Consider the following 21642-nt stretch of genomic DNA (forward strand, 5'->3'; position numbering starts at 1 on the left):
GCGACGAAAGACCGGAACCGCCTGACACCATCACATGGCAGCACCGGGCCGCCCGCGAAAGGGTTGGGGGCAGCTGTTCACGGTGACGTGAGGTCATCGAACCTCTCGCGGCGCCGGCCGTTACCTCTTCTGGACAAGGCTTGCACGCCTTCGGCAAGGAGAGAGAGTTTATGAGAAAAAACAACGCACTGGCACTCCTGTTGAGTGCCACGATGGCGGCCACTCTCGCCGCACCTGTCGCCGCCCAGCCGCTTCGTGCCGCGCCCGGCGGGCTTTCCGCCGCCGCCGTGGGGCCCGATGAAGTCCAGTACAGGCCGAGGCCGCGACCGGGGGTTCGGCCCGTGCCGCCGCGCCGCTGGGTAGGCCCGCGGCCGGGCTATCATCCCCGCTGGGGACGCCCCTACTGGCGCAATGGCGGCTGGTACTACAACAACAACGGCGCCTGGGTCGGAGCGGCGGTGGCCGGGCTTGCGCTCGGCGCTGCGGCGGCGGCCGCCGCCAACAGCAACAACAGCGGCTATGGCGACCCGGTCGCCTACTGCATGTCGCGCTTCAAGTCCTACAACCCGCGAACCGGCACCTATACAGGCTATGACGGGCGGCAGCATCCCTGCCCCTGACCGGCGACAGGCGGACTGAAAGACGATCTTGAAAGAAGGGCGGGCGCCATGCGTCCGCCCTTCGCGATTCCGGCGCTCAGTCCGGGAAATGGTGGCGGAACAGCAGCCCGGCCAGGAACGCCCCCACCAGCGGCACGACGATGAACAGCCACAGCTGCGCGATGGCCTGCCCGCCCGCGAACAGCGCCGGGCCGATGGAGCGGGCCGGGTTCACCGACACGCCCGTCACCGGGATGAACACGATGTGGATCATCACGAGCGACAGGCCGATGGCGAGACCGGCTGCCTGGGTGATGCCCGCCTTCGAAGTGGAGCCGAGGATCACCACCAGGAACACGAAGGTCCCCACCAGTTCCGCGAGGATGGCGGCGCCGATCCCGTAGCCGCCGAGATAGTTCGCGCCCCAGCCGTTCTGTCCGAGGCCGGCGGTGCCGACATCGAAGCCCGCGAGCTTGCCGGAGGCGATCACGTACAGGATCGCCGCGCCGGCGACGCCGCCGAGCACCTGGGAGATCCAATAGAGGGGCACCTCGGAAGTGGGCAGGCGGCCCGCCGCCCAGACCCCGAGCGTGACCGCGGGATTGATGTGGCAGCCGGACACATGCCCGATGCCGTAGGCCATGGCGGTGACCGCGAGGCCGAAGGCGAAGGCGATGGCGAGCATGCCGATGGGCGCGCTGCCATAGCCGGTGAGCACGGCCGAGCCGCACCCGAACAGGACCAGCACAGCGGTGCCGATGAACTCAGCGACGTACTTCTTCATGTGACGTCCCCCTTGCTACCCTCTATCGCGCTTAAGCTTCAGCGCACGCAAGATCAAGGACCATCCAATCCTTGGGCGAAACCTTCGGTGGAGAAGAGCTGGCTGAGAAAAGAAGGCGGATGCCTAGGTATCCGGCTCCGCACGCGCGCAGGGGCACGGATGAACCGTTCATGAACACACGCGGCCGCCCGCGTTCATGAAAGTGAAGGGCAGCTAAAGGCGCGGTTCAGATTGGGTTCCGTAACCGCCCATTAGAACCCTCCGCATCCCGGCCGCATTGATCGGCCGCAAACTGCCAGGTGCATCCATGCCGCAGGTGTTCTCATGTCGAAGTCGGTCGTGATCGGTGTCGCCGCGGCGGTGCTGGTCGCGGGGTCGGTGGGCTTCGGCACCATCGCCGAAGCGCTCCAGCCGGCGGCGGAAGCCGCGGCACGCTCCACACCCTCGGTGCAGAAGATCGGTGAGCCCGTCGGCCCTTCCGGCGCGAGCCTGACGCCGGCCTGCGGACTTCGGAAGGTTTGGGTCGCCACGGCCTCCGGCCCGCGCCTGAAATGGCGCCGCCCCTGCTCCGAGCTCTGACCCGTTTTCGGAATGGAACCAGACACACGGACGCATTTCCCCCCGCAACTTGCGTTTAGTGCCTGGCGCCATAGCCCGGCCCCGAAAGGGGCCGGGTTTTTCTTTGCGTCATCTCACCTTGGGTCAGTGTGGCCATGCGGCGCTGCTGACGATTCAGTCGGAACATGGTAGGTCTCCGCCGCTCCGCCTTGTGCGGATTTGGAGGAACACCATGGTTCGGCTCACGGCCTTGAGCACGGCAACGGTGGTCGCCTTCGCGATGGCGCTGCAGGCGCCCTCGGCGACGGCCCAGCAGGCACAGGCACAGGCACAGCAGGGGCAGACGGACGTCTTCGCCGGCCCGCCCACTTGGCCGCGCACGTTCGACCTTTCCGGCGACACCGTGCTTCAGCTCTATCAGCCGCAGGTGGACGACTGGCAGGGCGACGTAATGAGCGGCCGTGCCGCCGTCGCGATCGGCCCGAAGAACGGCGCCCCGACCTACGGCATGCTACGCTTCACCAGCCGCGTGGCGGTGGACAAGCCGGCGGGCGTCGTGCACGTGGCGTCCTTCTCCATCACCGGCGTCGAGGTGCCGACCGCGCCGGACAAGGCGCCGGTGATCCGGAGTGCGCTCCAGTCCCGCCTGCCCGAAGGCGGCATGTCCGTGCCACTGGACCAGCTCCAGGCGAGCTATGCGGTCAACAAGGAACTGGCGTCGCTGAAGAGCCAGCCGGTGGACAACACCCCGCCGAAGATCGTCTTCACCACCACCGCGACCGTCCTGGTGCCGGTGGCGGGCAAGCCGGTGCTCAAGCCGATCCAAGGCGTGGTGGGCTTCCAGCGGGTGGTAAACACCCGGCCGCTGCTGCTGCTCGACGAGGCCGGCACCTACCATCTCCAGGCCGCCGGCACCTGGTACGAGGCGACCGGCATCGACGGTCCCTGGGTCGTGACGCCCAAGGTCACCGACGCGCTGACCGCCGCCGGCGAGATCGCCAACAAGCAGCAGGCGGCGGACCCGCTGCTGTCGCAGGAGGGCAAGCCGATCACCCCGCCGCCGGCGATCGTGGTCTCCACCGTGCCCACCGAACTGATCCAGTCCGACGGCCAGGCGCAGATGCTGCCGGTGACCGGGGCGCCGAACCTGCTCGCCATGAACAATGCCGACCATGCGGTGTTCATGGAGACCAGCTCGAATTCCTATTACGTCCTGATCTCGGGCCGCTGGTTCAAGGCGACCAGCCTCAACGGGCCGTGGACCTTCGTCGCCGCGAACGCGCTGCCTGCCGACTTCGCCAAGATCAACCCCAACGATCCCAAGGCCAACGTGCTGGTCTCGGTGGCCGGCACCCCGCAGGCCAAGGAGGCGGCGATCGCCGCCACCATCCCGCAGACCGCCACCGTCAAGCGCGATCTCGCCATCACCGTGAGCTATGATGGCGGCCCGCCCGTGTTCGAGGCGATCCCCGGCACCAGCCTGTCCTACGCGAAGAACTCGCCGACCCCGGTGATCCAGCTCGATGCCCAGCGTTTCTACGCGGTGCACAACGGCACCTGGTTCGCCGCCACCTCGGCCATCGGCCCATGGAAGGTGGCGACCGTGGTGCCGGACGTGATCTACACCATCCCGGTCTCCTCCCCGATGCACTACGTGACCTATGTGCGGGTCTATGCCGTCACGCCGGACACCGTGGTGGTGGGCTACACGCCCGGCTACATGGGCGTCGTCGTCGCGCCCGGCGGCACGGTGGTCTACGGCACGGGCTACAATTGCCCGGGCTATGTGGGCACCTACTGGATCGCCTGCCCCGTCACCTACGGGCTCGGCGCTGGCTTCGCGCTCGGCGCGGTGGACGGCTTCGCCTTCGGCTTCGCCGCCGGCTGGGGCTGGGGCGCGGCGGTCGGCCCCTATTGGGGGCCCTATTGGCATTACGGTCCGTACGGACCCTATGGGCCCTACGGCCCGTGGGGTGGCCACTGGGGCTATACCAACGTCAACCAGGCCAACCTCTATGGCCGCTGGGGCGGCGCCGCCACGGTGAACCACGCCTGGGGCACCACCTGGAACGGGACCGAATGGTCGGGCCGCAACTGGGCCGGCCACACCGCCAACGGCACCGCCTTCACCGGCCGCTCGGCCGCCGCCTTCAACCCCTATTCGGGCAACTGGGCGGCGAACCGCGAGAATGCGCGCTACAACCCCGCCACCGGCGCACGCGGCCAGTCCGCGGCGGCGGCGGACGGCAACGTCTATCGCGGCACCGCGGCGGCGGGCCGTGAATCCACCGGCGCGAACCCCACCACCGGCACCTATCACGCCTCGCAGACCGCCGTGACCGACAATCACGGCAACGTCAATGTGGACAGCCGCGGCGTCGCCGGCAACGCGAAGACCGGCAACGCGGTGGCGTGGGACAACGGCAAGGTGGTCGCCGACCACAACGGCAACGTCTACCAGCACTCGGACAGCGGCTGGAGCCGCGCCACCTCGTCCGGCTGGCAGAACATGGGCCGCGACTTCGACAGTTCCGGCCTCGACAACGAGAACCAGGCCCGCTCCTGGGGCCAGCAGCGCACCGACAGCTACGGCGGCGGCGGCGACCGCTGGGGTGGCGGGAGCTGGGGCGGCGACGACCGCTTCGGCTCCGGCGGCTTCGACCGCGGCTTCGGCGGCGGCGGCTGGGGCGGCGGCGGCCATTTCGGCGGCGGCTTCGGCGGGGGCTTCGGCGGCCGGCGCTGAACGCCGCTCGCATCGTCCTGAACATCGGGCGTGCCGGCACCGTTCGGCGCGCCCTCTTCGTTTCAGCCCGTGCGGAGACGCTCCATGCGCGCCTATCGGACCCTTGCCGCCTACAATGCCTGGGCCAATGCCCGGCTCTACGACGCCGCGGCGGTGCTCGGGCCGCAGGCCTGCGCGCGGCCCATGGGCGCCTTCTTCGGCTCGCTCATCGGCACGCTGAACCATCTCGTGGTGGCGGATCGCATCTGGCTCGCCCGGTTCGAGGGCACGGACGGACCGCAGCCGGCGCTCGACACCATGCTGGAAACCGACCTCGCCGCCCTGCGGGGGCTGCGCGCGGCCGAGGACGCCCGGATCATCGACTTCGCCGAGAGGCTGATGCCGGAGCGGCTCGACGGCACGCTGTCCTATGCCAACAGCTCCGGGCGCATCTTCACCCAGGCGCTTTCAAGCGCGCTGGACCATGTCTTCAACCATCAGACCCACCATCGAGGCCAGGCGCACGCACTCCTGACCCAGTTGGGCGGGCGGGCGGCAGCACCCTCGCTCGACCTGATCGCTTTCCAGCGCGAGGCGCAAAGCTAGAGAACGCTCAGGCCGCCTGCTCCAGGCCCTCCACCGTCGCACCGCGCAGGCGCAGCAGCACGTCCGGCGGATCGCGCTCCTCCGGCGTCGCCGCGAGGCCGCGCGCCGTCAGCCAGGCGCCGAAGCGCGGGTCGGCGGTGGCCACCACGAACGGGATGGCGAGCACATAGCCGGCGAGGAGCGGCGCGAGCCACAGGAGCAGCGCCGGCGCCACCGCCGCCAGCCCGGCGGCGACCGCCAGGCCGAACAGCGTCGGCCCCCAGAATTGCCGCACCGCGAGCCCGAGCGGCACCGCGTGGCCGTCGCGCGCCTGCCCGCCCCAGCGCGCCGCCACCCGCCCGAGCGCGAGCCGCGCCAGCAGCATCGTCACCGCCAGGGACGTGAGCGCGGAGAGCAGGAAGGAGAAGACAAGCTCCATCGCCGCCGAGACGGCGAACCGCTTGGCTCCGCCGTAGCGCGCCGCCCCGCCGGGGGTCAGCGCCACGTCGATCCAGCCGGCAAGCTTCGGCGCCTGCGACATCAGGAGCAGGACGCCATAGATCGCCGCCGCGAGCCCGGCCGGAAAGTCGTCGCCGGCCGTCGCCTCGGACGCTGCGAGCGGAACCAGCGCGAGCGCCAGCGGCAGGGCCGGCACGGTGGCGAACATGAGGATCGCCCACAGAAGCTGGAACCGGCTCATGGGGGCAAGGCCCGGCAGGCCGAGCAGCTTCACATATTGCAGGTTGCCGAGGCACCAGCGCAAATCGCGGGTGATGAAGTCGGTGGCGGCCGGAGGGTTCTCCTCATAGCTCTCGGCCTCCACCGGCAGCACCCGCACCTCGAAGCCGGCGCGGCGCATCAGCACCGCTTCCATCTGGTCGTGCGAAAGGATCGGCCCGCCGAAGGGCGGCGCGCCGGGCAGGTCCGGCAGGTGGCAGAAGGCGCGGAACGGGGCGACGCGGATCAGCGCGTTGTGCCCCCAATAGGGCCCGCAGTCGCCCGCCCACCAGGTGGCGCCGAGCGTGTAGCAGCGCATGCCGGCGCGCATGCCGAACTGGAACAGGCGGGCGAAGCCGCTGGTCGCCGGCAGCCCCACCGCGAGGCTCTGCAGGATGCCCATGCGCGGATGCGCCTGCAGGATGCCGAGCATGTTCAGGATAGTGCCGGCGCCCATCAGGCTGTCGGCGTCGAGCGGCAGCATGAACTCGTAGGGCGCGCCGTGGGCCTCCAGGAAATCGCGGATGTTGCCGGCCTTGAAGCCGGCATTGGAGAGCCGGCGTCGGTAGAAGACGTGCGCCGCCCCCTCCTGCGCCCGCCAGGAGGCCACCAGCGCCTCCTCTTCCGCCGCGACCTCGGGCAGCGACGTGTCGGAGAGGAGGTGGTAGTCGAAGATCGGCGCGAGCGCGGTGGCGTCGAGGTCCGCCTTCACAGCCCGCAGCCGGGCGATGGCGCGGGCCGGGTCCTCGTTGCGCAGCGTCATGAGGATCGCGACGCGGGTGCCCGCATGGGGCGGCGCCGGCGCGTCGAGGAACGGCGCGGCGGCCACGACCCCGTCGCGCCGGCGGTGGCGCAAAGCGAGGCCGACCGCCGCGTTCCAGAACCCGAGCGCGTGCCAGGGCGTTATGGCCAGAGCGCACAGGAGGACGAGGCCGTCGATGAGCGTGAAACCGTCCTGCGCCAGCACGAAGGCCGTGGCCGCGCCCACCGCCGCCAGCGTCGCCCCGTTGGCGGCCAGCATGAAGCGGCGGCGCCAGGCGAGCGTGGCCACCTCGGCACGGGAGGCGCGGGCGGACGGGGGGAACGAGGCGGGCGATTGCAGATCCGGGCGAAACGACATGGGATACTCCCGTGCGCCCGGGATCCGAACCGCCCGTGGCAACGTTGCAGCGCACTCCAGCAGTACGGGGACGGCGGCATGACGGCGGAGACTGCGGCAGAATGCCGCAACATCGGGCAAGCGCGCGCCGTGTGGTACGTGGCACCGGCACAGGCGGAGATCCGCGCCGCGCCGCTGCCCGAAGGCGGGCCGGGCGAGCTCCTCGTCGCCACGCGCTGGAGCGCGGTCAGCCGCGGCACCGAGCGCCTCGTCTTCGCCGGGCTGAACGATGCGGCCCATCGCGCGGCCATGCGCGCGCCGATGCAGGAGGGCGAGTTTCCCTTCCCCGTGAAGTACGGCTACTGCGCCGTCGGCCGGGTGGAGGACGGCCCGCCGAACCTCGTCGGCCGCGACGTGTTCGCGCTCCACCCGCACCAGGACCGGTTCCGCGTGCCCGCCGCGCTGGCGACGCCGGTGCCGGAGGGCGTTCCGGCCCGCCGGGCGACGCTCGCCGCCAATATGGAGACCGCGCTCAACGCGCTCTGGGACAGCGGCGCGGGCGCCGGAGACCGCATCGTCGTGGTTGGGGCGGGGCTCGTGGGCCTGCTGGTGGCCTTCCTCGCCGCACGCCTGCCGGGGGCCGAGGTCACGGCGATCGATCCCGATCCCGCCCGCGCCGGCATCGCCGCCGCGCTCGGCGCCCGCTGGCGGGCGGAGCCGGACGGGCGCGCCGACGCCGACGTGGTGTTCCACACCTCCGCCACCGCCGCCGGCCTCGAAGCCGCCGTCGGCTGCTGCGGCCAGGAGGCGCGGCTCATCGAGATGAGCTGGTATGGCGACCGGAAGGTGAGCGTGGGGCTCGGCGGGGCCTTCCATTCCAGGCGCATCGCCCTCGTCTCCTCGCAGGTGGGCTCGGTGCCCACGGCGCGCCGGCCGCGCTGGGATTTCGCCCGCCGCCGCGCCATGGCGCTGGCGCTCCTTGCGGACGAGCGGCTCGATGCGCTCATCACCGACGAGGTGGCGTTCGATGATCTTCCCGCCCGCCTCGGCCGTATTCTCGGCGAGGGCGCGCCGGGCATCGCCACCGTCATCCGCTACTGACGCAACAGGGAGAACCGCCTCATGTATTCGGTCGAGGTGCGGGACCACATCATGATCGCCCACAGCTTCAAGGGCGACCTCTTCGGCCCCGCGCAGAAGCTGCACGGCGCCACCTTCGTGGTGGACGTCGCCTTCTTCCGGCCCGACCTGACGCCCGAGGGGGTGGTGGTGGACATCGGCCGCGCCCACGAGGCGCTCAAGGCCATCCTCGGCCCGCTGAACTACCAGAACCTCGATGAGGTGCCGGACTTCGCCGGCCGCAACACCACCACCGAGGTGCTCTGCCGCCACGTCTTCGACCGCATGGCCGAGGCCGCGCGCACCGGCGCGCTCGGCACGGGCGGCGACGGCATCGCCCGCATCAAGGTGACGCTGCACGAATCCCATGTGGCGCGGGCCGCCTACGAGGCTGCGCTTTCGTGAGCGTGCGCGCGGTCCTCGCCTTTCCCGGCGATCTTGCGACCCCCACCGGCGGCTATGCCTATGACCGGCGGATGCTGGCGGAGCTACAGGCGCTCGGCCTCGACATCGCCCCGCTGCCGCTGGGCGATGGCTTTCCGTTCCCTGAGCGCGCCGCCGTGGATGAGGCATTTGCCCGCCTCCGGGCGACGGCACCGGACACGGTGCTGCTGGTGGACGGCCTCGCGCTCGGCGTGCTGCCGGCTGCCGGGCTCGCTGCGCTCGAACGGCCCATCGTCGGCCTTGTGCACCATCCGCTGGCGCTGGAGAGCGGCCTTGGCGATGCGACCCGCGCGCACCTCGCCGAGAGCGAGCGCGCGGCGCTGGCGCAATGCCGCGCGGTGGTGGTGACGGCGCCCGCCACCGCGCGCACGCTCGCGGCGGATTTCGGCGTGTCCGCCTGCGCCATCACGCTCGCTCTGCCGGGCACGCAGGATGCCCCCCGCGCGCCGGGGAGTGGCGATCCGCCGCGCCTTCTCGCCATCGGCTCGGCGATCCCGCGCAAGGGGTATGGCGTGTTGCTGGAGGCGCTGGCGCGGCTCGGCGACCTGCCCTTCTCGCTCGCGATCGCCGGCTCGCTTACCCTCGATCCCGCGACCGCCGCCGATATCCGCGCGCAGGCCGAGGCGCTGCCGGAAGGGCGCGTGCGCCTGCTCGGCGCGCTGCCGGCGGACGCGCTGGACCGGCTCTACCAGGAGGCCGACATCTTCGTTCACCCCTCGCTCTATGAAGGCTACGGCATGGTGCTGGCGGAGGCGCTGAAGCGCGGCCTGCCCGTGGTCTGCACCACCGGCGGGGCGGCCGCCGAGACGGTGCCGGACGGCGCCGGCCTGAAGGTGCCGCCGGGCGATGCCGGCGCCCTGGCCGAGGCGCTGCGCGCGGTGATCGCCGACCGCGCCCTGCGCTGCCGCCTCGCGGACGCGGCCTTCGCCGCCGGCGCGGCGCTGCCCACATGGGCGGACGGCGCGCGCGCCATCGCCGCGACCCTCACGCGCGTCGCTGGAGACAGACGATGAGCGGCTTCTCGCCCGACTGGCTCGCGCTGCGCGAGACCGCCGACCGGCGCGCCCGCAGCCCGGCCATCGACGGCGCCGTGGCTGCCGCGCTGGCGCATCTGGTCGAGCCGCGCATCTGCGATCTCGGCGCCGGCACCGGCGCCAGCCTGCGCGCGCTCGCCCCGCTGCTCGGCCCGCGCCAGCACTGGGTGCTGATGGACCACGACCCGGCGCTCGCCGCCGCCGCGCGGGCGCGCCTGTCCGCCCAGGCCGACGCGGCGCGGGACGACGGCGCGGACCTCGTGCTCGATTGGGGTGGCCGGGCGCTCCGCGTTTCCTTCGCCGCCGCCGACCTTGCCGCCGACCCTGCGGCGCCGCTCGCCTTCGCGCCCGACTTGGTCACCGCCTCGGCCTTCTTCGACCTCGCCTCGGCCGACTGGTGCCGCGCCTTCGCCGCGGCCATGGCGGACGCGGGGGTGATGGTGCACGCGGCGCTCACCTGCGACGGGGCGGACGAATGGCTCCCGCCCCATCCGGCCGACTTGGCGGTGCATGCCGCCTTCAAGGCCCATCAGGCGCGCGACAAGGGCTTCGGCCGCGCCGCCGGCCCCGAGGCGGCAGCGATCCTGGCCGGGGCGCTCACCGCTTCAGGCCATGCGGTGATGGTGGACGAGAGCCCCTGGCGGCTCGGCCCGGGCGACCGCGCGCTGATCGCCGCCCTGGCGGACGGCACGGCCGGCGCGGCGCGCGAACAGGGCGGCGTCGACCCGGACGCTCTCGCGTCATGGCAGGCCGCACGACGGCAGGCCGCCTCCTGCCGCATCGGCCATCTGGACCTGTTCGCCCGGCCGTCGCGCTGAGGCTCAGTCCAGCCCGGCGATGGCACGGGCGAAGTCGCGGGCGGCGAAGGGCTGGAGGTCGTCCGCGCCCTCCCCTACCCCGATCAGGTGGACCGGCAGGCCGTGCTTCGCCGCGATCGCCACCAGGATTCCGCCGCGCGCCGTGCCGTCGAGCTTGGTCATGACGAGGCCGGTGACGCCGGCCACCCGCTCGAACGCTTCCACCTGGGACAGCGCGTTCTGGCCCACGGTGGCGTCGAGCACCAGCAGCACCGCGTGGGGCGCCGAGGGCTCCAACTTCTTGATGACGCGCACCACCTTCTCCAGCTCCGCCATCAGTTCGGCGCGGTTCTGGAGCCGGCCGGCGGTGTCGATCAGAAGCACGTCGGCGCCGCTCGCGCGCGCGGTGGTGATGGCGTCGTGGGCGACGCCGGCGGCGTCCGCGCCCGGCTCGCGGGCGATCACCTGGGCCCCGGTGCGCGCGCCCCAGACCTTGAGCTGCTCGATGGCCGCGGCGCGGAACGTGTCGCCCGCCGCCAGCAGCACCTTCCGGCCCTCGGCGCGCCACTGGGAGGCGAGCTTGCCGATGGTGGTGGTCTTGCCCGAGCCGTTGACCCCCACCATGAGCACGATGAAGGGCTTGTGTGCCCCGTCCACCACCAGAGGCTGCGCCACCGGGGTGAGGATCGCCTCCACCTCGCGAGCGATGAGGCCCTTCACCTCCTCCGCCGAAATCTCCTTGTCGTGCCGGCCCGCGCCCACGCTCTCGACGATGCGCGCGGCGGTCTTGGTGCCGAGGTCGGCGCGGATCAGGATGTCTTCCAGGTCCTCCAGCGTCGCGGCGTCGAGCTTGCGCTTGGTGACGAGGTCGCCGATGCCCTGGCTCAGCGACGCGGCGGTGCGGGTCAGCCCCTTGGCGAGGCGGCTCCAGAAGCCGCCGGTCTTTTCCTCTCCGCTCATCGGTCTTCCTTAAATGGATCAGGCGGCGATCAGGCGCGTGCCATCGTGGCCGGCGACGCGCAGCGCGTGGAGGCTGCCGCGCGGCAGCTCCCGCGCCAGGCGCACCGGCGTGAAGTGCTCCGTATGGCCGCGCCCGCCCGCCTCCACCAGCACCGTGCGGCGCGCGCCCACCTCGGCGGAAAGGTGACGGCGCAGCAGGTCCGCGCCCTTGGCGCGCAGGCGCCGGGCGCGTTGGGCGATCTCGGCCGGCGCGACCTGCGGCATGCGCGCGGCGGGCGTGCCGGGACGGGGCGAGAACGGGAAGGCGTGGAGGAAGGCGAGCCCCGCCTCCTCCGCCAGCGAGAGGGTGGCGCGGAACTGCGCCTCGGTCTCGGTGGGAAAGCCGGCGATCAGATCGGCGCCCAGCACCACGCCGGGTCGCAGGCGGCGAAGCTCGGCGACGAAGGCCAGCGCCTCGGCGCGCGAGTGCCGGCGCCTCATGCGCTTCAGGATCAAATCGTCTCCTGCCTGGAGCGAGAGATGCAGGTGCGGCATGAGCCGCGCCTCCTCAGCCAGCGCCGCCTTCAGCTCGCGGTCCGCCTCCAGCGCGTCGATGGAAGAGAGGCGCAGGCGCGAAAGTTCGGGCACCTGGCGCAGGATCGTGCGGGCGAGCCGCCCGAGCGTCGGCGCGCCGGGAAGATCGGCGCCGTAGGAGGTGAGGTCGACGCCGGTCAGCACCACCTCCGCATGGCCCGCCTCCACCAGCCGGCGCACCTGGGCGACCACGGCGCCCATGGGCACGCTGCGGGAATTTCCCCGGCCGTAGGGGATGATGCAGAAGGTGCAGCGATGGTCGCAGCCGTTCTGCACCTCGACGAAGGCGCGGGTATGGGCCGAAAATCGGTCGGCGAGATGGGGACTGGTCTCGCGCACCGCCATGATGTCGCCGACGCGTACCTGCGCCTCGCCGGCAAGGCCGAAATCGGGCGCCTGCGCGAGGGCGTCCCAGGTCTGCCGCCGCACCTTCTCGCCATTGCCGACCACGGCGGCCACCTCGGCCATGCGGGCGAACGCCTCCGGATCGGTCTGCGCCGCGCAGCCGGTGACGATCACGCCGAGGTCCGGATCGGCCCGCTTGGCGCGGCGGATCGCCTGGCGCGCCTGGCGCACCGCCTCGGCGGTCACCGCGCAGGTATTGACGACGAGGGTGCGCTTCAGGCCCGCTTCGGCAGCCATGGCGCGCAGTGCGTCGCCTTCGAGCGCGTTAAGGCGGCAGCCGAAGCTCAGGACTTCGGGGGCGGTCATCTCAGGCCGCCTCGCCCAGCATGGCGGGGGTGATCAGGCCGGAGAACTCGCGCTCCACCGGCCCGGTCATGAGCACGTGGCCACTTTCCCGGCCATCGTCGCCCGGCCGCCACTCGATGCCGAGCAGGCCGCCCGGAAGCCGGACGCTCACCGTGCGCCCGGTGCGACCCGTGCGGGCGGCGGCGACCGCGGTGGCGCAGCCGGCGGTGCCGCAGGCGCGGGTGCGCCCGGCGCCGCGCTCCCACACATGGAGCAGGATCGCGTCCGGCCCGGTGAGGCTGGCGAACGAGATGTTAGCGCGCTCGGGGAACAAGGGGTGATGCTCCAGCGCCGCGCCGAGGCCTTCCACGTCCACCGCGTCGGCGTCAGGCACGAAGAAGACGGCATGGGGATTGCCCATGCTGAGGAGGCTCGCGGGTCCGAACTGCTCGAAACCGGCAATCGTCACGGCGGAGGTGTCGTCCACATCGCGCGCCAGCGGGATGTCGCGCCAGGAAAAGCGCGGCGCGCCCATGTCCACCGTCACCGTTCCATCGGCATGGACGCGGCAGTCGAGCAGGCCGGCCTCGCTCTCGAACCGCACGTGGCCGGAGCCGGTGGCCTCGGCTTCAAGCGCGGCGATGCAGCGCGTGCCGTTGCCGCAGGCGGCGGAGGCCGAGCCGTCGGAATTCAGGATGCGCACGAAGGCGGACGTGTCCGGCCGGCGCGGCGGATAGAGCACCATCGCCTGGTCGAACGGCAGCGCCTCGCGCCGCGCCAGCGCCCGCGCCGCCGCGGGCGCGACCGCCACCGGATCGGCGCGCAGGTCCAGCACCAGGATCTCGTTGCCGAGGCCGTTCATCTTCACGAAGGGGCGATGGGCGAGGGAATCCATGAGCGGGCCGGCACGCGAGACAGGGAAAGGCGCGCTTGCGCCCAGCCCCTTATATGGCGCAAGCCCGACGCGGCGCCACCCCCGCCGCCAAAGGCGGGGGCACCGGCCGCCATGCCGCACGGCAGCGTGCCATCCGCCGCCGGCTCGGATAGCTTAGCCGCCAAAATCGGGAGGACCCCCATGGGCGAGTGGATGGACGAGAGCAACAAGGCGCTCGCGCGGCGCTACGGCGTGTTCATTTTCGTGATTGCCGGCGCGCTCATCAGCCTCATCCTGTCCTTCGTCACCGAGCACGTCTTCATCTTCGCCTTCTGCGTGTTCTTCACCCTCGCCATGGTGGGGGTGTTCGACATCACCCAGCCGAACCACTCGCTGCTGCGCAACTATCCGCTCATCGGCTCGGTGCGCTGGATCTTCGAGGCAGTGCGGCCGTATCTGCGCCAGTACCTCATGGAGGACGACCTCTCGGGCCAGCCCTACAACCGCGACGACCGTTCGCTGGTCTATGCCCGCTCGAAGAACGAGGAAGACCGCCAGCCGTTCGGCACCGAACTCGACACCTATGCCGCCGAATACGAGTGGATGACCCATTCGCTGGCGCCCACCCCGGTCAGCGAGGAGCCGTTCCGCGTGAGCATCGGCGGTCCGGCCTGCGCCAAGCCCTATTCCGCCTCGGTGCTGAACATCTCCGCCATGAGCTTCGGCTCGCTCGGCAGCCACGCCATCGAGGCGCTGAACATGGGCGCCAAGGCGGGCGGCTTCTATCACGACACCGGCGAGGGCGGGCTCTCGCCCTACCACCGCAAGCACGGCGGCGACATCGTGTGGGAGCTGGGCTCGGGCTATTTCGGCTGCCGCAACCGGGACGGCTCATTCTCGCCCGAGCGGTTCCAGGAGCGGGCGCTGCTCGATCAGGTGAAGATGGTCGAGATCAAGCTCTCGCAGGGCGCCAAGCCGGGCCATGGCGGCGTGCTGCCGGGCGCCAAGGTGACGCCGGAAATCTCCGAGACGCGCGGCGTTCCCATGGGCGAGGACTGCATCTCGCCCTCGCGACACCCGGCCTTTTCCACGCCGGTCGGGATGATGGAGTTCGTCGCGCAATTGCGCGAGCTGTCCGGCGGCAAGCCGGTGGGTCTGAAGCTGTGCGTCGGCCATCCGAGCGAGGTGTTCGCGCTCGCCAAGGCCATGCTGAAGACCGGCATCCGGCCGGATTTCGTCGTCGTCGACGGCTCTGAAGGCGGCACCGGCGCGGCGCCGCACGAACTGGCCGACCATGTGGGCATGCCGCTGCGCGAGGGGTTGATCCTGGTGCGCAACGCGCTGGTGGGCACCGGGCTGCGGCCCGAGGTGCGCCTTGCCGCCTCGGGCAAGGTGGTGTCGGGCTTCTCCATGGCCGCCAACATGGCCATCGGCGCCGACTGGTGCAACGCGGCGCGGGCCTTCATGTTCTCGCTCGGCTGCGTGATGTCCATGCGCTGCCACACCGGTGCCTGCCCCACCGGCGTCACCACCAACGACCCCCACCTCCAGCGCGGCCTGGTGATCGAGGACAAGGCCGAGCGGGTGACGAGCTTCCACCACCACACGGTCGGGGCGCTGGCGGACCTGATCGCGGCGGCGGGGCTGGAGCACCCGCGCGATCTGCTGCCGCACCATGTCTGGCACCGGGTGAGCCCGATCGAGGTGAAGCCGCTGGACCGGCTCTACACCTTCCTGGCCGCCGACGCGCTCATCGACGCCCCGGACGACACCCCCTACGCCGCCGAATGGGCGGCGGCGGACGCCGACAGCTTCGCCCCGCGCCGCGCGGTGGGGCCGCGCCGGGCGGCCTGACGATCGGCGCACGCGGTGCAGGCGCACGCGGTGCCAGCGCGCTCAGCGCTGGCAGGTGGCGCAGAAGAAGGTGGAGCGCGCGCCCTGCACCATGCGCTCGATGCGACCCTTGCAGTGAAGCGTGGGGCACGGCGCGCCCTCCCGGTCGTAGACCCGGAAGGCATGCTGGAAATAGCCCAGCTCCCCGTTCACCTGCCGGTGGTCGCGCAGCGAGGAGCCGCCCGCCTGGATCGCCGCCCTGAGCACGTCGCGGATGGCGGTGACGAGCCGCTCGGCCCGCAGGGTGGGGCCGCCCTCCTTGGTGGCGATGGTGTGGGCGGAGCGGCGCGGCGAGAGGCCGGCACGGTGCAGCGCCTCGCACACATAGATGTTGCCGAGGCCGGCCACCACCTTCTGGTCGAGCAGCGCCGCCTTCAGGGGCGTGCGCTTCCTGGCGCAGGCGCGCGCCAGATACTCGGCATTGAAGCCGTTGCCCAGCGGCTCCGGGCCGAGGCCCCGCAGCAGCGGATGGGTGTCGAGCCGGTCGTAGGGCACCATGAGGATCGCGCCGAACCGGCGCGGATCGTTGAAGGTGACGGTGGCGCCGCCGGCGAGGTGAAACACCACATGGTCGTGCGGCCCGGCCGCGGCCCGCGGATAGTGGAACGCCGGCATGCGCCCGCGGGCCGGCGCATTCTCGATGCGGATCGAGCCCGACATGCCGAGATGCAGGATCAGCACCTCGCCGCCGCACAGGTCCGCCAGCAGGTATTTCGCCCGGCGGCCCACCGCCTCGATGCGGCGGCCGGCGAGGCGCTCGGCGAAGTGCTCCGGCAGCGGCCAGCGCAGATCCGGCCGGCGCGCCTCGACGTTCTCAATGACGGCGCCTTGCAGAACAGGCAGCAGGCCGCGGCGGACGGTTTCCACCTCAGGCAGTTCGGGCATTTCGTCCTTCGGGTGCGGGGTTCGCTCGCCCCGCGATTCGCACTCGACTGCCTGAAAAGGTAAGGACGGCCCGCCACCGTGCAAGTCAAGATTGCGCGGACACGGCATCCGCGACGCGCCGCGGGCGACCCATCCGGCTGGGGTGCCGTGTGGTGCAGCGCACCCAGGCGATGCACAAACGGCACGCTTTCGCGGCGGTTCGGGCGCGAAGGGGCTTTGCTTTCTCGAATTCCGCGTTAATAGCGGCGCATGCCTCGGGTGCGTGCTGTCCTGCAGCACGCACCTTCACCACGGCCAGCATGCGGGCGGGAGCGAGATCGTCACCCCGTTGCGTGCGCCGCCGGACCGTTTCGAGATGTGATCCATGGGCTTCAAATGCGGTATCGTCGGCCTGCCGAATGTCGGCAAGTCGACCCTGTTCAATGCGCTGACCCAGACCGCGGCGGCGCAGGCGGCGAACTATCCGTTCTGCACCATCGAGCCGAACGTGGGCGACGTGGCGGTGCCCGATCCGCGCCTCGACACGCTGGCCGAGATCGCCGGCTCGGGCGCCATCATCCCCACCCGCCTCACCTTCGTGGACATTGCCGGCCTGGTGCGCGGCGCCTCCAAGGGCGAGGGGCTCGGCAACCAGTTCCTCGCCAACATCCGCGAATGCGACGCCATCGCCCATGTGGTGCGCTGCTTCGAGGACGGCGACGTGACCCACGTGGAGGGCAAGATTTCGCCGGTGGACGACATCGAGACCATCGAGACCGAGCTGATGCTCGCCGACCTCGAAAGCCTGGAGAAGCGCGCAGCCGCGCTGGAGAAGAAGGCCAAGGGAAACGACAAGGAGGCGAAGGAGACTCTCGACCTCATGACCCGCGCTTTGGTTCTGCTGCGCGAGGGCAAGCCGGCCCGCCTGGCCGAGGTGAAGCCGGAGGAGGAGAAGCTGTTCAGCACGCTCGGCCTCATGACGGCCAAGCCCGTGCTCTACGTCTGCAACGTGGAGGAGGCGTCCGCCAAGGAGGGCAACTCCCTCTCCGCCCAGGTGTTCGAGCGGGCGAAGCTGGAAGGCGCGAAGGCGGTGGTGGTCTCGGCCAAGATCGAGAGCGAGATCGCGGTGCTGCCGCCCGAGGAGCAGAAGGACTATCTGGAGGCCATCGAGCTGGACGAGCCGGGCCTCAACCGCGTGATCCGCGCCGGCTACGACCTGCTCAGCCTGGTCACCTACTTCACCGTGGGGCCGAAGGAGGCACGCGCCTGGACCATCACCCGCGGCACCAAGGCGCCCGCGGCGGCGGGCGTGATCCATTCCGACTTCGAGAAGGGCTTCATCCGCGCCGAGACGGTGGCCTATGACGACTATGTGAAGTTCAAGGGCGAGGCCGGCGCCCGCGAGGCCGGGCGGTTCCGCCTGGAAGGCAAGGACTACGTGGTTCAAGACGGCGATGTGCTGCACTTCCGTTTCGCCAATTGAGCCCGGCTCCGATGAGGAGCGCGACCTGATCGGCCTGCCGCAAACCGGCGTGCGGCGCGAGACCGGCCGCTTCGTCTTCACCGAGCAGGAGATGCTGCGCTTCTCGCGCCAGTACGATCCCCTGCCCTTCCACGTCGACCCGGAGGCGGGGCGGCAGTCGCAGTACGGGCAGCTCATCGGCTCCGGCTGGCACACCATGGCGGTGTGGATGAAGCTGTTCGTCGGCGCACACGACGCATCGGGCTTCCCGCCGGATTCCCCCGAGGCCATCTCGCCCGCCGGCATCGGCTTCGGCTTCAAGGACCTGCGCTGGATCGTGCCGGTCTTTCCCGGCGACGAGATCGTCTTCTCCACCATCCTCGACGAGGTGCGCGCGAGCGCGAACCGCCCCGGCTGGGCGGTGTTCCGGCGCCAGGCGCTGGCCGCCCGGCCGGAGGGCGAGGAGGTGATGCACTTCGTGCTGACCTATCTCGGGCCCCTCGCCACCGCCATCGAGTACCGCGCGCCCGACGCCGCCACGGCGCGGGCCTGACCGTTCTTCCCATCCTTGACGCAGCGGCGATCCTCCAGTTGGATCGACCCTCAAGCCATCTGGAGGCCGCCTTGGCCGATCTCTTCTTCGAGGATTTCATCGTCGGCGAGGTGAAGACCTTCGGCTCCTACGAGTTCACGCGCGAGGAGATCCTCGCCTTCGCGCGCGAGTTCGATCCGCAGCCCATGCATCTCGACGACACCGCCGGGGGTGCCTCGCTGCTGGGCGGCCTCGCCGCCTCCGGCTGGCACACCTGCGCGGTGATGATGCGCCTGATCTGCGAGGGCTTCCTGGAGCGCTCCGCCGGCATGGGCTCGCCGGGCGTGAAGGAGAACAAGTGGAAGGCGCCGGTCTTTCCCGGCGACGTACTCACTTTGCGCCGCACGGTGCTGGAGAGCCGCAGTTCCAAGAGCCGCCCGGAGATGGGGCTCATCACCTTCCGGTTCGAGTTGCTGAAGGCCGACAAGACCATTGCCCTGGAGGCGGTCCTCGTCATCATGATGGGCCGCCGCAATCCGGGAGCGCGCCTCGCATGAAATTCTTCGAGGACATCGAGATCGGCGAGCGCCGGGTTCTGGGACACCACACCTTCGCCCAGGACGAGATGATTGCCTTTGCGCGGAAGTTCGACTTCCAGCCCTTCCACGTGGATCCGGAAGCGGCCAAGCGCAGCCTCTATGGCGCGCTGGTCGCCTCCGGCTGGCTCACCTCGGCCACCTGGATGCGTTACTTCGCCGAGCTCAATGCCCGCGAGGCCGAGGCGCAGCGCGCCCGCGGCGAGCGGGTGGCCGCGTTCGGCCCCTCGCCGGGATTCGAGAACATGCAGTGGCTGAAGCCGGTCTATGCCGGCGACACCGTCACCTACGCCTCGGAGGCGCGGGAGAAGACGGCCAGCCGCTCGCGCCCGCAATGGGGCATCCTGCGCACCTACAATTCCGGCACCAACCAGCATGGCGACCTGGTGCTGGACTTCGAGAGCATCGTCTTCGTCGAGCGCCGGACCTGAGCGGCAGCCTGGGCCGGGACGCGGGCCGGGGCGGCCACGCTCACCGGGCCGGGTCCGGGCAGCCTGACGCCTCCCCCGGGCGCGAGCAGGCCTCGGGCAGCGGCGAGCCGGCGGTGAGCAAGTGGGTGACGGGCGCACGGTCGAAGCCGGCGCAGCGCACACCGTCCGCCTCCACCAGCGGGCGGCGGATGAGCAGCGGGTCGGCGAGCATGAGCGCGATCGCCTCGGCCGCACCCAAAGCGGCGGGGTCCACCGCGCCCGCCTTCACCTTCGGCGCAGCCGGATTGAACCAGGTCGCCACCGGCGTCGCCCCGAAGAAGACGCGGAGGCGCTCGGCCGTCCACGGCTCGGCGATAAGGCTGCGCACCTCCAGCTCATGGCCTGCGGCGGCGAGCATCTGCCTCTGCCGGGCATTGGTGCCGCAGCCGGGCTTCTCGTAGAAGACCACCTTCGCCACGGCCTAGAGGCTGCCGAGCTGGATCAGCGGCTGCGCCCCGCCGCGGCCGAGGATGGTGTCCACCTTCTTGCGCACGCTCTCGATGGTGAGCGGCTTGACCAGCGCACCGTGGGCGCCGGCCTTCAGGCCCTCCACCGCCGCCGCCTCGTCCTCCTTGCCGCACACCACCAGGATGCGCACGCCGGGGAAGCGGCCGTTGATGTCCGTGACCAGGGCCGCCCCGCGGCTCTTCAGGAAGCCGACGCCGAGCAGCACCACGTCCGGCTTCAGCCAGTCGACGCCCTTCTCAAAGGCCTCTTCCGGAGTGGCGATCTCGTGGGTCTCGATCTCGTCGTGCAGCATGAACTGGAGCGCGGCGCGGGTGACCTCGTCCTCGTCCACCACGAACACCCGCCGCTGGTCCACGGCCTTCAACGTCTCAACACCGATCTGCATGTTCCGATCCTCGCTTCAGGCTGCACGCGCGGGTGCCGGGACCAGGCTCCGACGCCTCGCGCAGGCGGGCGTTTTCTTCTCAAGCAAGTTCCGTTCCCCGCCGAAGCGGAACGGGAAGGGCGCGTCCTCGCAACGCCTTGAGGCCGGCGGGCGGGGGCGGGCTTGTTTCAATTGCGACAGGGCCTCGCCCGCCTGTCGGGTTCGGCACACCTTTCGGCGGCGGAGCCGCGCGCCGTGCCGGAGCGCTCTGATTGATATGAATCAAGCCTTTGCGGGCGCTTCGACGCGGCTGGCACGGTGATTGCTCAGACCTTGCCGCTACAGCGAGTGAGGGCTGAGTGCACGCCTACGTGAAAACGAGCGATGCGCTCCTTCCCAACAGCCCGCCGTGCGTTCCCGACGAGACATTTCATTCGTGAACCTCTCGCGCCACGCGCGCGGTGATCCTTTGTGTCCGGTGAGGAGGAGAGCAAGATGTCGCTGAGACAGATCGCGTTTTACGGGAAGGGGGGCATCGGCAAGTCGACGACGTCCCAGAACACGCTGGCGGCGCTGGCGCAGATGGGGCACCGCATCCTGATCGTGGGCTGCGACCCGAAGGCGGATTCGACCCGCCTGATCCTGCACGCAAAGGCGCAGGACACCATCCTCTCCCTGGCGGCGAACGCCGGCTCGGTGGAGGACCTCGAGATCGAGGACGTGATGAAGGTGGGCTTCCAGGATATCCGCTGCGTGGAGTCGGGCGGTCCGGAGCCGGGGGTCGGCTGCGCGGGGCGCGGCGTCATCACCTCGATCAACTTCCTGGAGGAGAACGGCGCCTACGAGGACATCGACTACGTGTCCTACGACGTGCTGGGCGACGTGGTGTGCGGCGGGTTCGCGATGCCGATCCGCGAGAACAAGGCGCAGGAGATCTACATCGTCATGTCCGGCGAGATGATGGCCATGTATGCGGCCAACAACATCTCGAAGGGCATCCTGAAGTACGCCAATTCCGGCGGCGTGCGCCTGGGCGGGCTGGTGTGCAACGAGCGCCAGACCGACAAGGAGCTGGAGCTGGCGGAGGCTCTGGCGGCCAAGCTCGGCACCAAGCTGATCTACTTCGTGCCGCGCGACAACATCGTGCAGCACGCGGAGCTGCGGCGCATGACGGTGATCGAGTATGCGCCGGAGAGCCAGCAGGCGCAGCACTACCGGAACCTCGCGGAGCGCGTCCACAACAATGGCGGCAAGGGCATCATCCCGACGCCGATCACCATGGACGAGCTTGAGGACATGCTCATGGAGCACGGCATCATGAAGACCGTGGACGAGAGCGAAGTCGGCAAGACCGCCGCAGAGCTCGCCGTCTGAGCCGAAGGCAGCACACGCGCCGGCCGGTCCCGCGAGGGGCCGGCCGGTTTTGTTTTCGCAGGCA

General features: G+C 70.8%; 22 protein-coding genes. 14 read left to right on the forward strand and 8 right to left on the reverse strand.

The window, feature by feature from the left end; genetic code table 11:
* The first annotated feature begins 170 nt into the window (after positions 1–170).
* On the forward strand, positions 171–620 hold the full coding sequence (locus D9R14_RS00565; RefSeq protein ID WP_121621350.1) for a BA14K family protein: 450 nt from the start codon (positions 171–173) through the stop codon (positions 618–620).
* Positions 621–696: 76 nt separating this feature from the next.
* Here the strand turns inward: D9R14_RS00565 and aqpZ are convergent, their stop codons facing one another.
* Positions 697–1383 (reverse strand): aquaporin Z, encoded by a 687-nt coding sequence (gene aqpZ, locus D9R14_RS00570; protein ID WP_121621351.1) that lies wholly within the window; start codon positions 1381–1383, stop codon positions 697–699.
* A 324-nt stretch (positions 1384–1707) separates the two neighbouring features.
* On the opposite strand from aqpZ, the gene D9R14_RS00575 reads away from it, so the two are divergent.
* The 3 genes from D9R14_RS00575 to D9R14_RS00585 all read left to right on the forward strand — a co-directional run bounded on the left by D9R14_RS00575 (position 1708) and on the right by D9R14_RS00585 (position 5269).
* On the forward strand, positions 1708–1962 hold the full coding sequence (locus D9R14_RS00575; RefSeq protein WP_121621352.1) for a hypothetical protein: 255 nt from the start codon (positions 1708–1710) through the stop codon (positions 1960–1962).
* A 211-nt stretch (positions 1963–2173) separates the two neighbouring features.
* A complete protein-coding gene (locus D9R14_RS00580) occupies positions 2174–4684 on the forward strand; it encodes a carbohydrate-binding family V/XII (RefSeq protein ID WP_121621353.1) in 2511 nt (836 codons plus the stop codon).
* Between the two features lie 84 nt (positions 4685–4768).
* The gene (locus D9R14_RS00585; protein ID WP_121621354.1) at positions 4769–5269 is read left to right on the forward strand and encodes a DinB family protein; all 501 of its coding nucleotides are present in this window, start codon (positions 4769–4771) and stop codon (positions 5267–5269) included.
* 7 nt (positions 5270–5276) lie between these two features.
* Here the strand turns inward: D9R14_RS00585 and mdoH are convergent, their stop codons facing one another.
* Positions 5277–7127: a glucans biosynthesis glucosyltransferase MdoH gene (gene mdoH, locus D9R14_RS00590; protein ID WP_394010172.1), complete on the reverse strand. Its 1851-nt coding sequence runs from the start codon at positions 7125–7127 to the stop codon at positions 5277–5279.
* A gap of 36 nt (positions 7128–7163) precedes the next feature.
* On the opposite strand from mdoH, the gene D9R14_RS00595 reads away from it, so the two are divergent.
* The 4 genes from D9R14_RS00595 to D9R14_RS00610 are packed head-to-tail and all read left to right on the forward strand — an operon-like array spanning position 7164 to position 10479.
* Entirely contained in the window at positions 7164–8165 is a 1002-nt protein-coding gene (locus tag D9R14_RS00595; RefSeq protein WP_121621356.1) for a zinc-dependent alcohol dehydrogenase, read from the forward strand.
* A gap of 21 nt (positions 8166–8186) precedes the next feature.
* On the forward strand, positions 8187–8588 hold the full coding sequence (locus tag D9R14_RS00600) for a 6-pyruvoyl trahydropterin synthase family protein (RefSeq protein ID WP_121621357.1): 402 nt from the start codon (positions 8187–8189) through the stop codon (positions 8586–8588).
* Complete coding sequence (locus D9R14_RS00605) at positions 8585–9640, forward strand: glycosyltransferase family 4 protein (protein ID WP_245420451.1); 1056 nt, start codon at positions 8585–8587, stop codon at positions 9638–9640. Before D9R14_RS00600 ends, D9R14_RS00605 begins: the two co-directional genes overlap by 4 nt.
* On the forward strand, positions 9637–10479 hold the full coding sequence (locus D9R14_RS00610; RefSeq protein ID WP_121621358.1) for an SAM-dependent methyltransferase: 843 nt from the start codon (positions 9637–9639) through the stop codon (positions 10477–10479). The genes D9R14_RS00605 and D9R14_RS00610 overlap by 4 nt, the downstream gene beginning before the upstream one ends.
* A gap of 3 nt (positions 10480–10482) precedes the next feature.
* On the opposite strand, the gene ftsY is transcribed toward D9R14_RS00610, so the two are convergent.
* From ftsY to dapF, 3 genes are read right to left on the reverse strand one after another with little or no spacing between them, the layout of a single operon-like run.
* A complete protein-coding gene (ftsY, locus tag D9R14_RS00615) occupies positions 10483–11418 on the reverse strand; it encodes a signal recognition particle-docking protein FtsY (protein WP_121621359.1) in 936 nt (311 codons plus the stop codon).
* A gap of 18 nt (positions 11419–11436) precedes the next feature.
* Complete coding sequence (gene mtaB / locus D9R14_RS00620; RefSeq protein WP_121621360.1) at positions 11437–12702, reverse strand: tRNA (N(6)-L-threonylcarbamoyladenosine(37)-C(2))-methylthiotransferase MtaB; 1266 nt, start codon at positions 12700–12702, stop codon at positions 11437–11439.
* 1 nt (position 12703) lies between these two features.
* Positions 12704–13576 (reverse strand): diaminopimelate epimerase, encoded by an 873-nt coding sequence (gene dapF, locus D9R14_RS00625; protein WP_121621361.1) that lies wholly within the window; start codon positions 13574–13576, stop codon positions 12704–12706.
* 192 nt (positions 13577–13768) lie between these two features.
* Here dapF and D9R14_RS00630 point away from each other — a divergent pair, with 192 nt between their 5' ends.
* Positions 13769–15409, forward strand: a complete 1641-nt coding sequence (locus D9R14_RS00630; RefSeq protein WP_210210795.1) for an FMN-binding glutamate synthase family protein — start codon at positions 13769–13771, stop codon at positions 15407–15409.
* A gap of 42 nt (positions 15410–15451) precedes the next feature.
* On the opposite strand, the gene mutM is transcribed toward D9R14_RS00630, so the two are convergent.
* On the reverse strand, positions 15452–16333 hold the full coding sequence (gene mutM, locus D9R14_RS00635; protein WP_121621363.1) for a bifunctional DNA-formamidopyrimidine glycosylase/DNA-(apurinic or apyrimidinic site) lyase: 882 nt from the start codon (positions 16331–16333) through the stop codon (positions 15452–15454).
* A 364-nt stretch (positions 16334–16697) separates the two neighbouring features.
* Here mutM and ychF point away from each other — a divergent pair, with 364 nt between their 5' ends.
* The 4 genes from ychF to D9R14_RS00655 all read left to right on the forward strand — a co-directional run bounded on the left by ychF (position 16698) and on the right by D9R14_RS00655 (position 19333).
* A complete protein-coding gene (gene ychF, locus D9R14_RS00640) occupies positions 16698–17795 on the forward strand; it encodes a redox-regulated ATPase YchF (protein ID WP_121621364.1) in 1098 nt (365 codons plus the stop codon).
* Positions 17767–18327, forward strand: a complete 561-nt coding sequence (locus tag D9R14_RS00645) for a MaoC/PaaZ C-terminal domain-containing protein (RefSeq protein WP_121621365.1) — start codon at positions 17767–17769, stop codon at positions 18325–18327. The genes ychF and D9R14_RS00645 overlap by 29 nt, the downstream gene beginning before the upstream one ends.
* Positions 18328–18398: 71 nt before the next feature.
* Positions 18399–18863: a MaoC family dehydratase gene (locus tag D9R14_RS00650; RefSeq protein WP_121621366.1), complete on the forward strand. Its 465-nt coding sequence runs from the start codon at positions 18399–18401 to the stop codon at positions 18861–18863.
* Complete coding sequence (locus D9R14_RS00655) at positions 18860–19333, forward strand: MaoC family dehydratase (protein ID WP_121621367.1); 474 nt, start codon at positions 18860–18862, stop codon at positions 19331–19333. The genes D9R14_RS00650 and D9R14_RS00655 overlap by 4 nt, the downstream gene beginning before the upstream one ends.
* A 40-nt stretch (positions 19334–19373) precedes the next feature.
* On the opposite strand, the gene D9R14_RS00660 is transcribed toward D9R14_RS00655, so the two are convergent.
* Together D9R14_RS00660 and D9R14_RS00665 are read right to left on the reverse strand one after the other, a co-directional pair.
* On the reverse strand, positions 19374–19790 hold the full coding sequence (locus D9R14_RS00660) for an ArsC/Spx/MgsR family protein (RefSeq protein ID WP_121621368.1): 417 nt from the start codon (positions 19788–19790) through the stop codon (positions 19374–19376).
* 3 nt (positions 19791–19793) lie between these two features.
* Positions 19794–20225, reverse strand: a complete 432-nt coding sequence (locus tag D9R14_RS00665) for a response regulator (protein WP_121621369.1) — start codon at positions 20223–20225, stop codon at positions 19794–19796.
* 474 nt (positions 20226–20699) lie between these two features.
* On the opposite strand from D9R14_RS00665, the gene nifH reads away from it, so the two are divergent.
* Positions 20700–21578 carry a nitrogenase iron protein gene (nifH, locus tag D9R14_RS00670; RefSeq protein ID WP_121621370.1) on the forward strand — a complete coding sequence of 293 codons (879 nt, stop codon included), beginning with the start codon at positions 20700–20702 and terminating at the stop codon, positions 21576–21578.
* Positions 21579–21642: the final 64 nt, after the last annotated feature.

Origin of the sequence: Xanthobacter tagetidis, from assembly GCF_003667445.1 — a bacterium.
Taxonomy (GTDB): Bacteria; Pseudomonadota; Alphaproteobacteria; order Rhizobiales; family Xanthobacteraceae; genus Xanthobacter; species Xanthobacter tagetidis.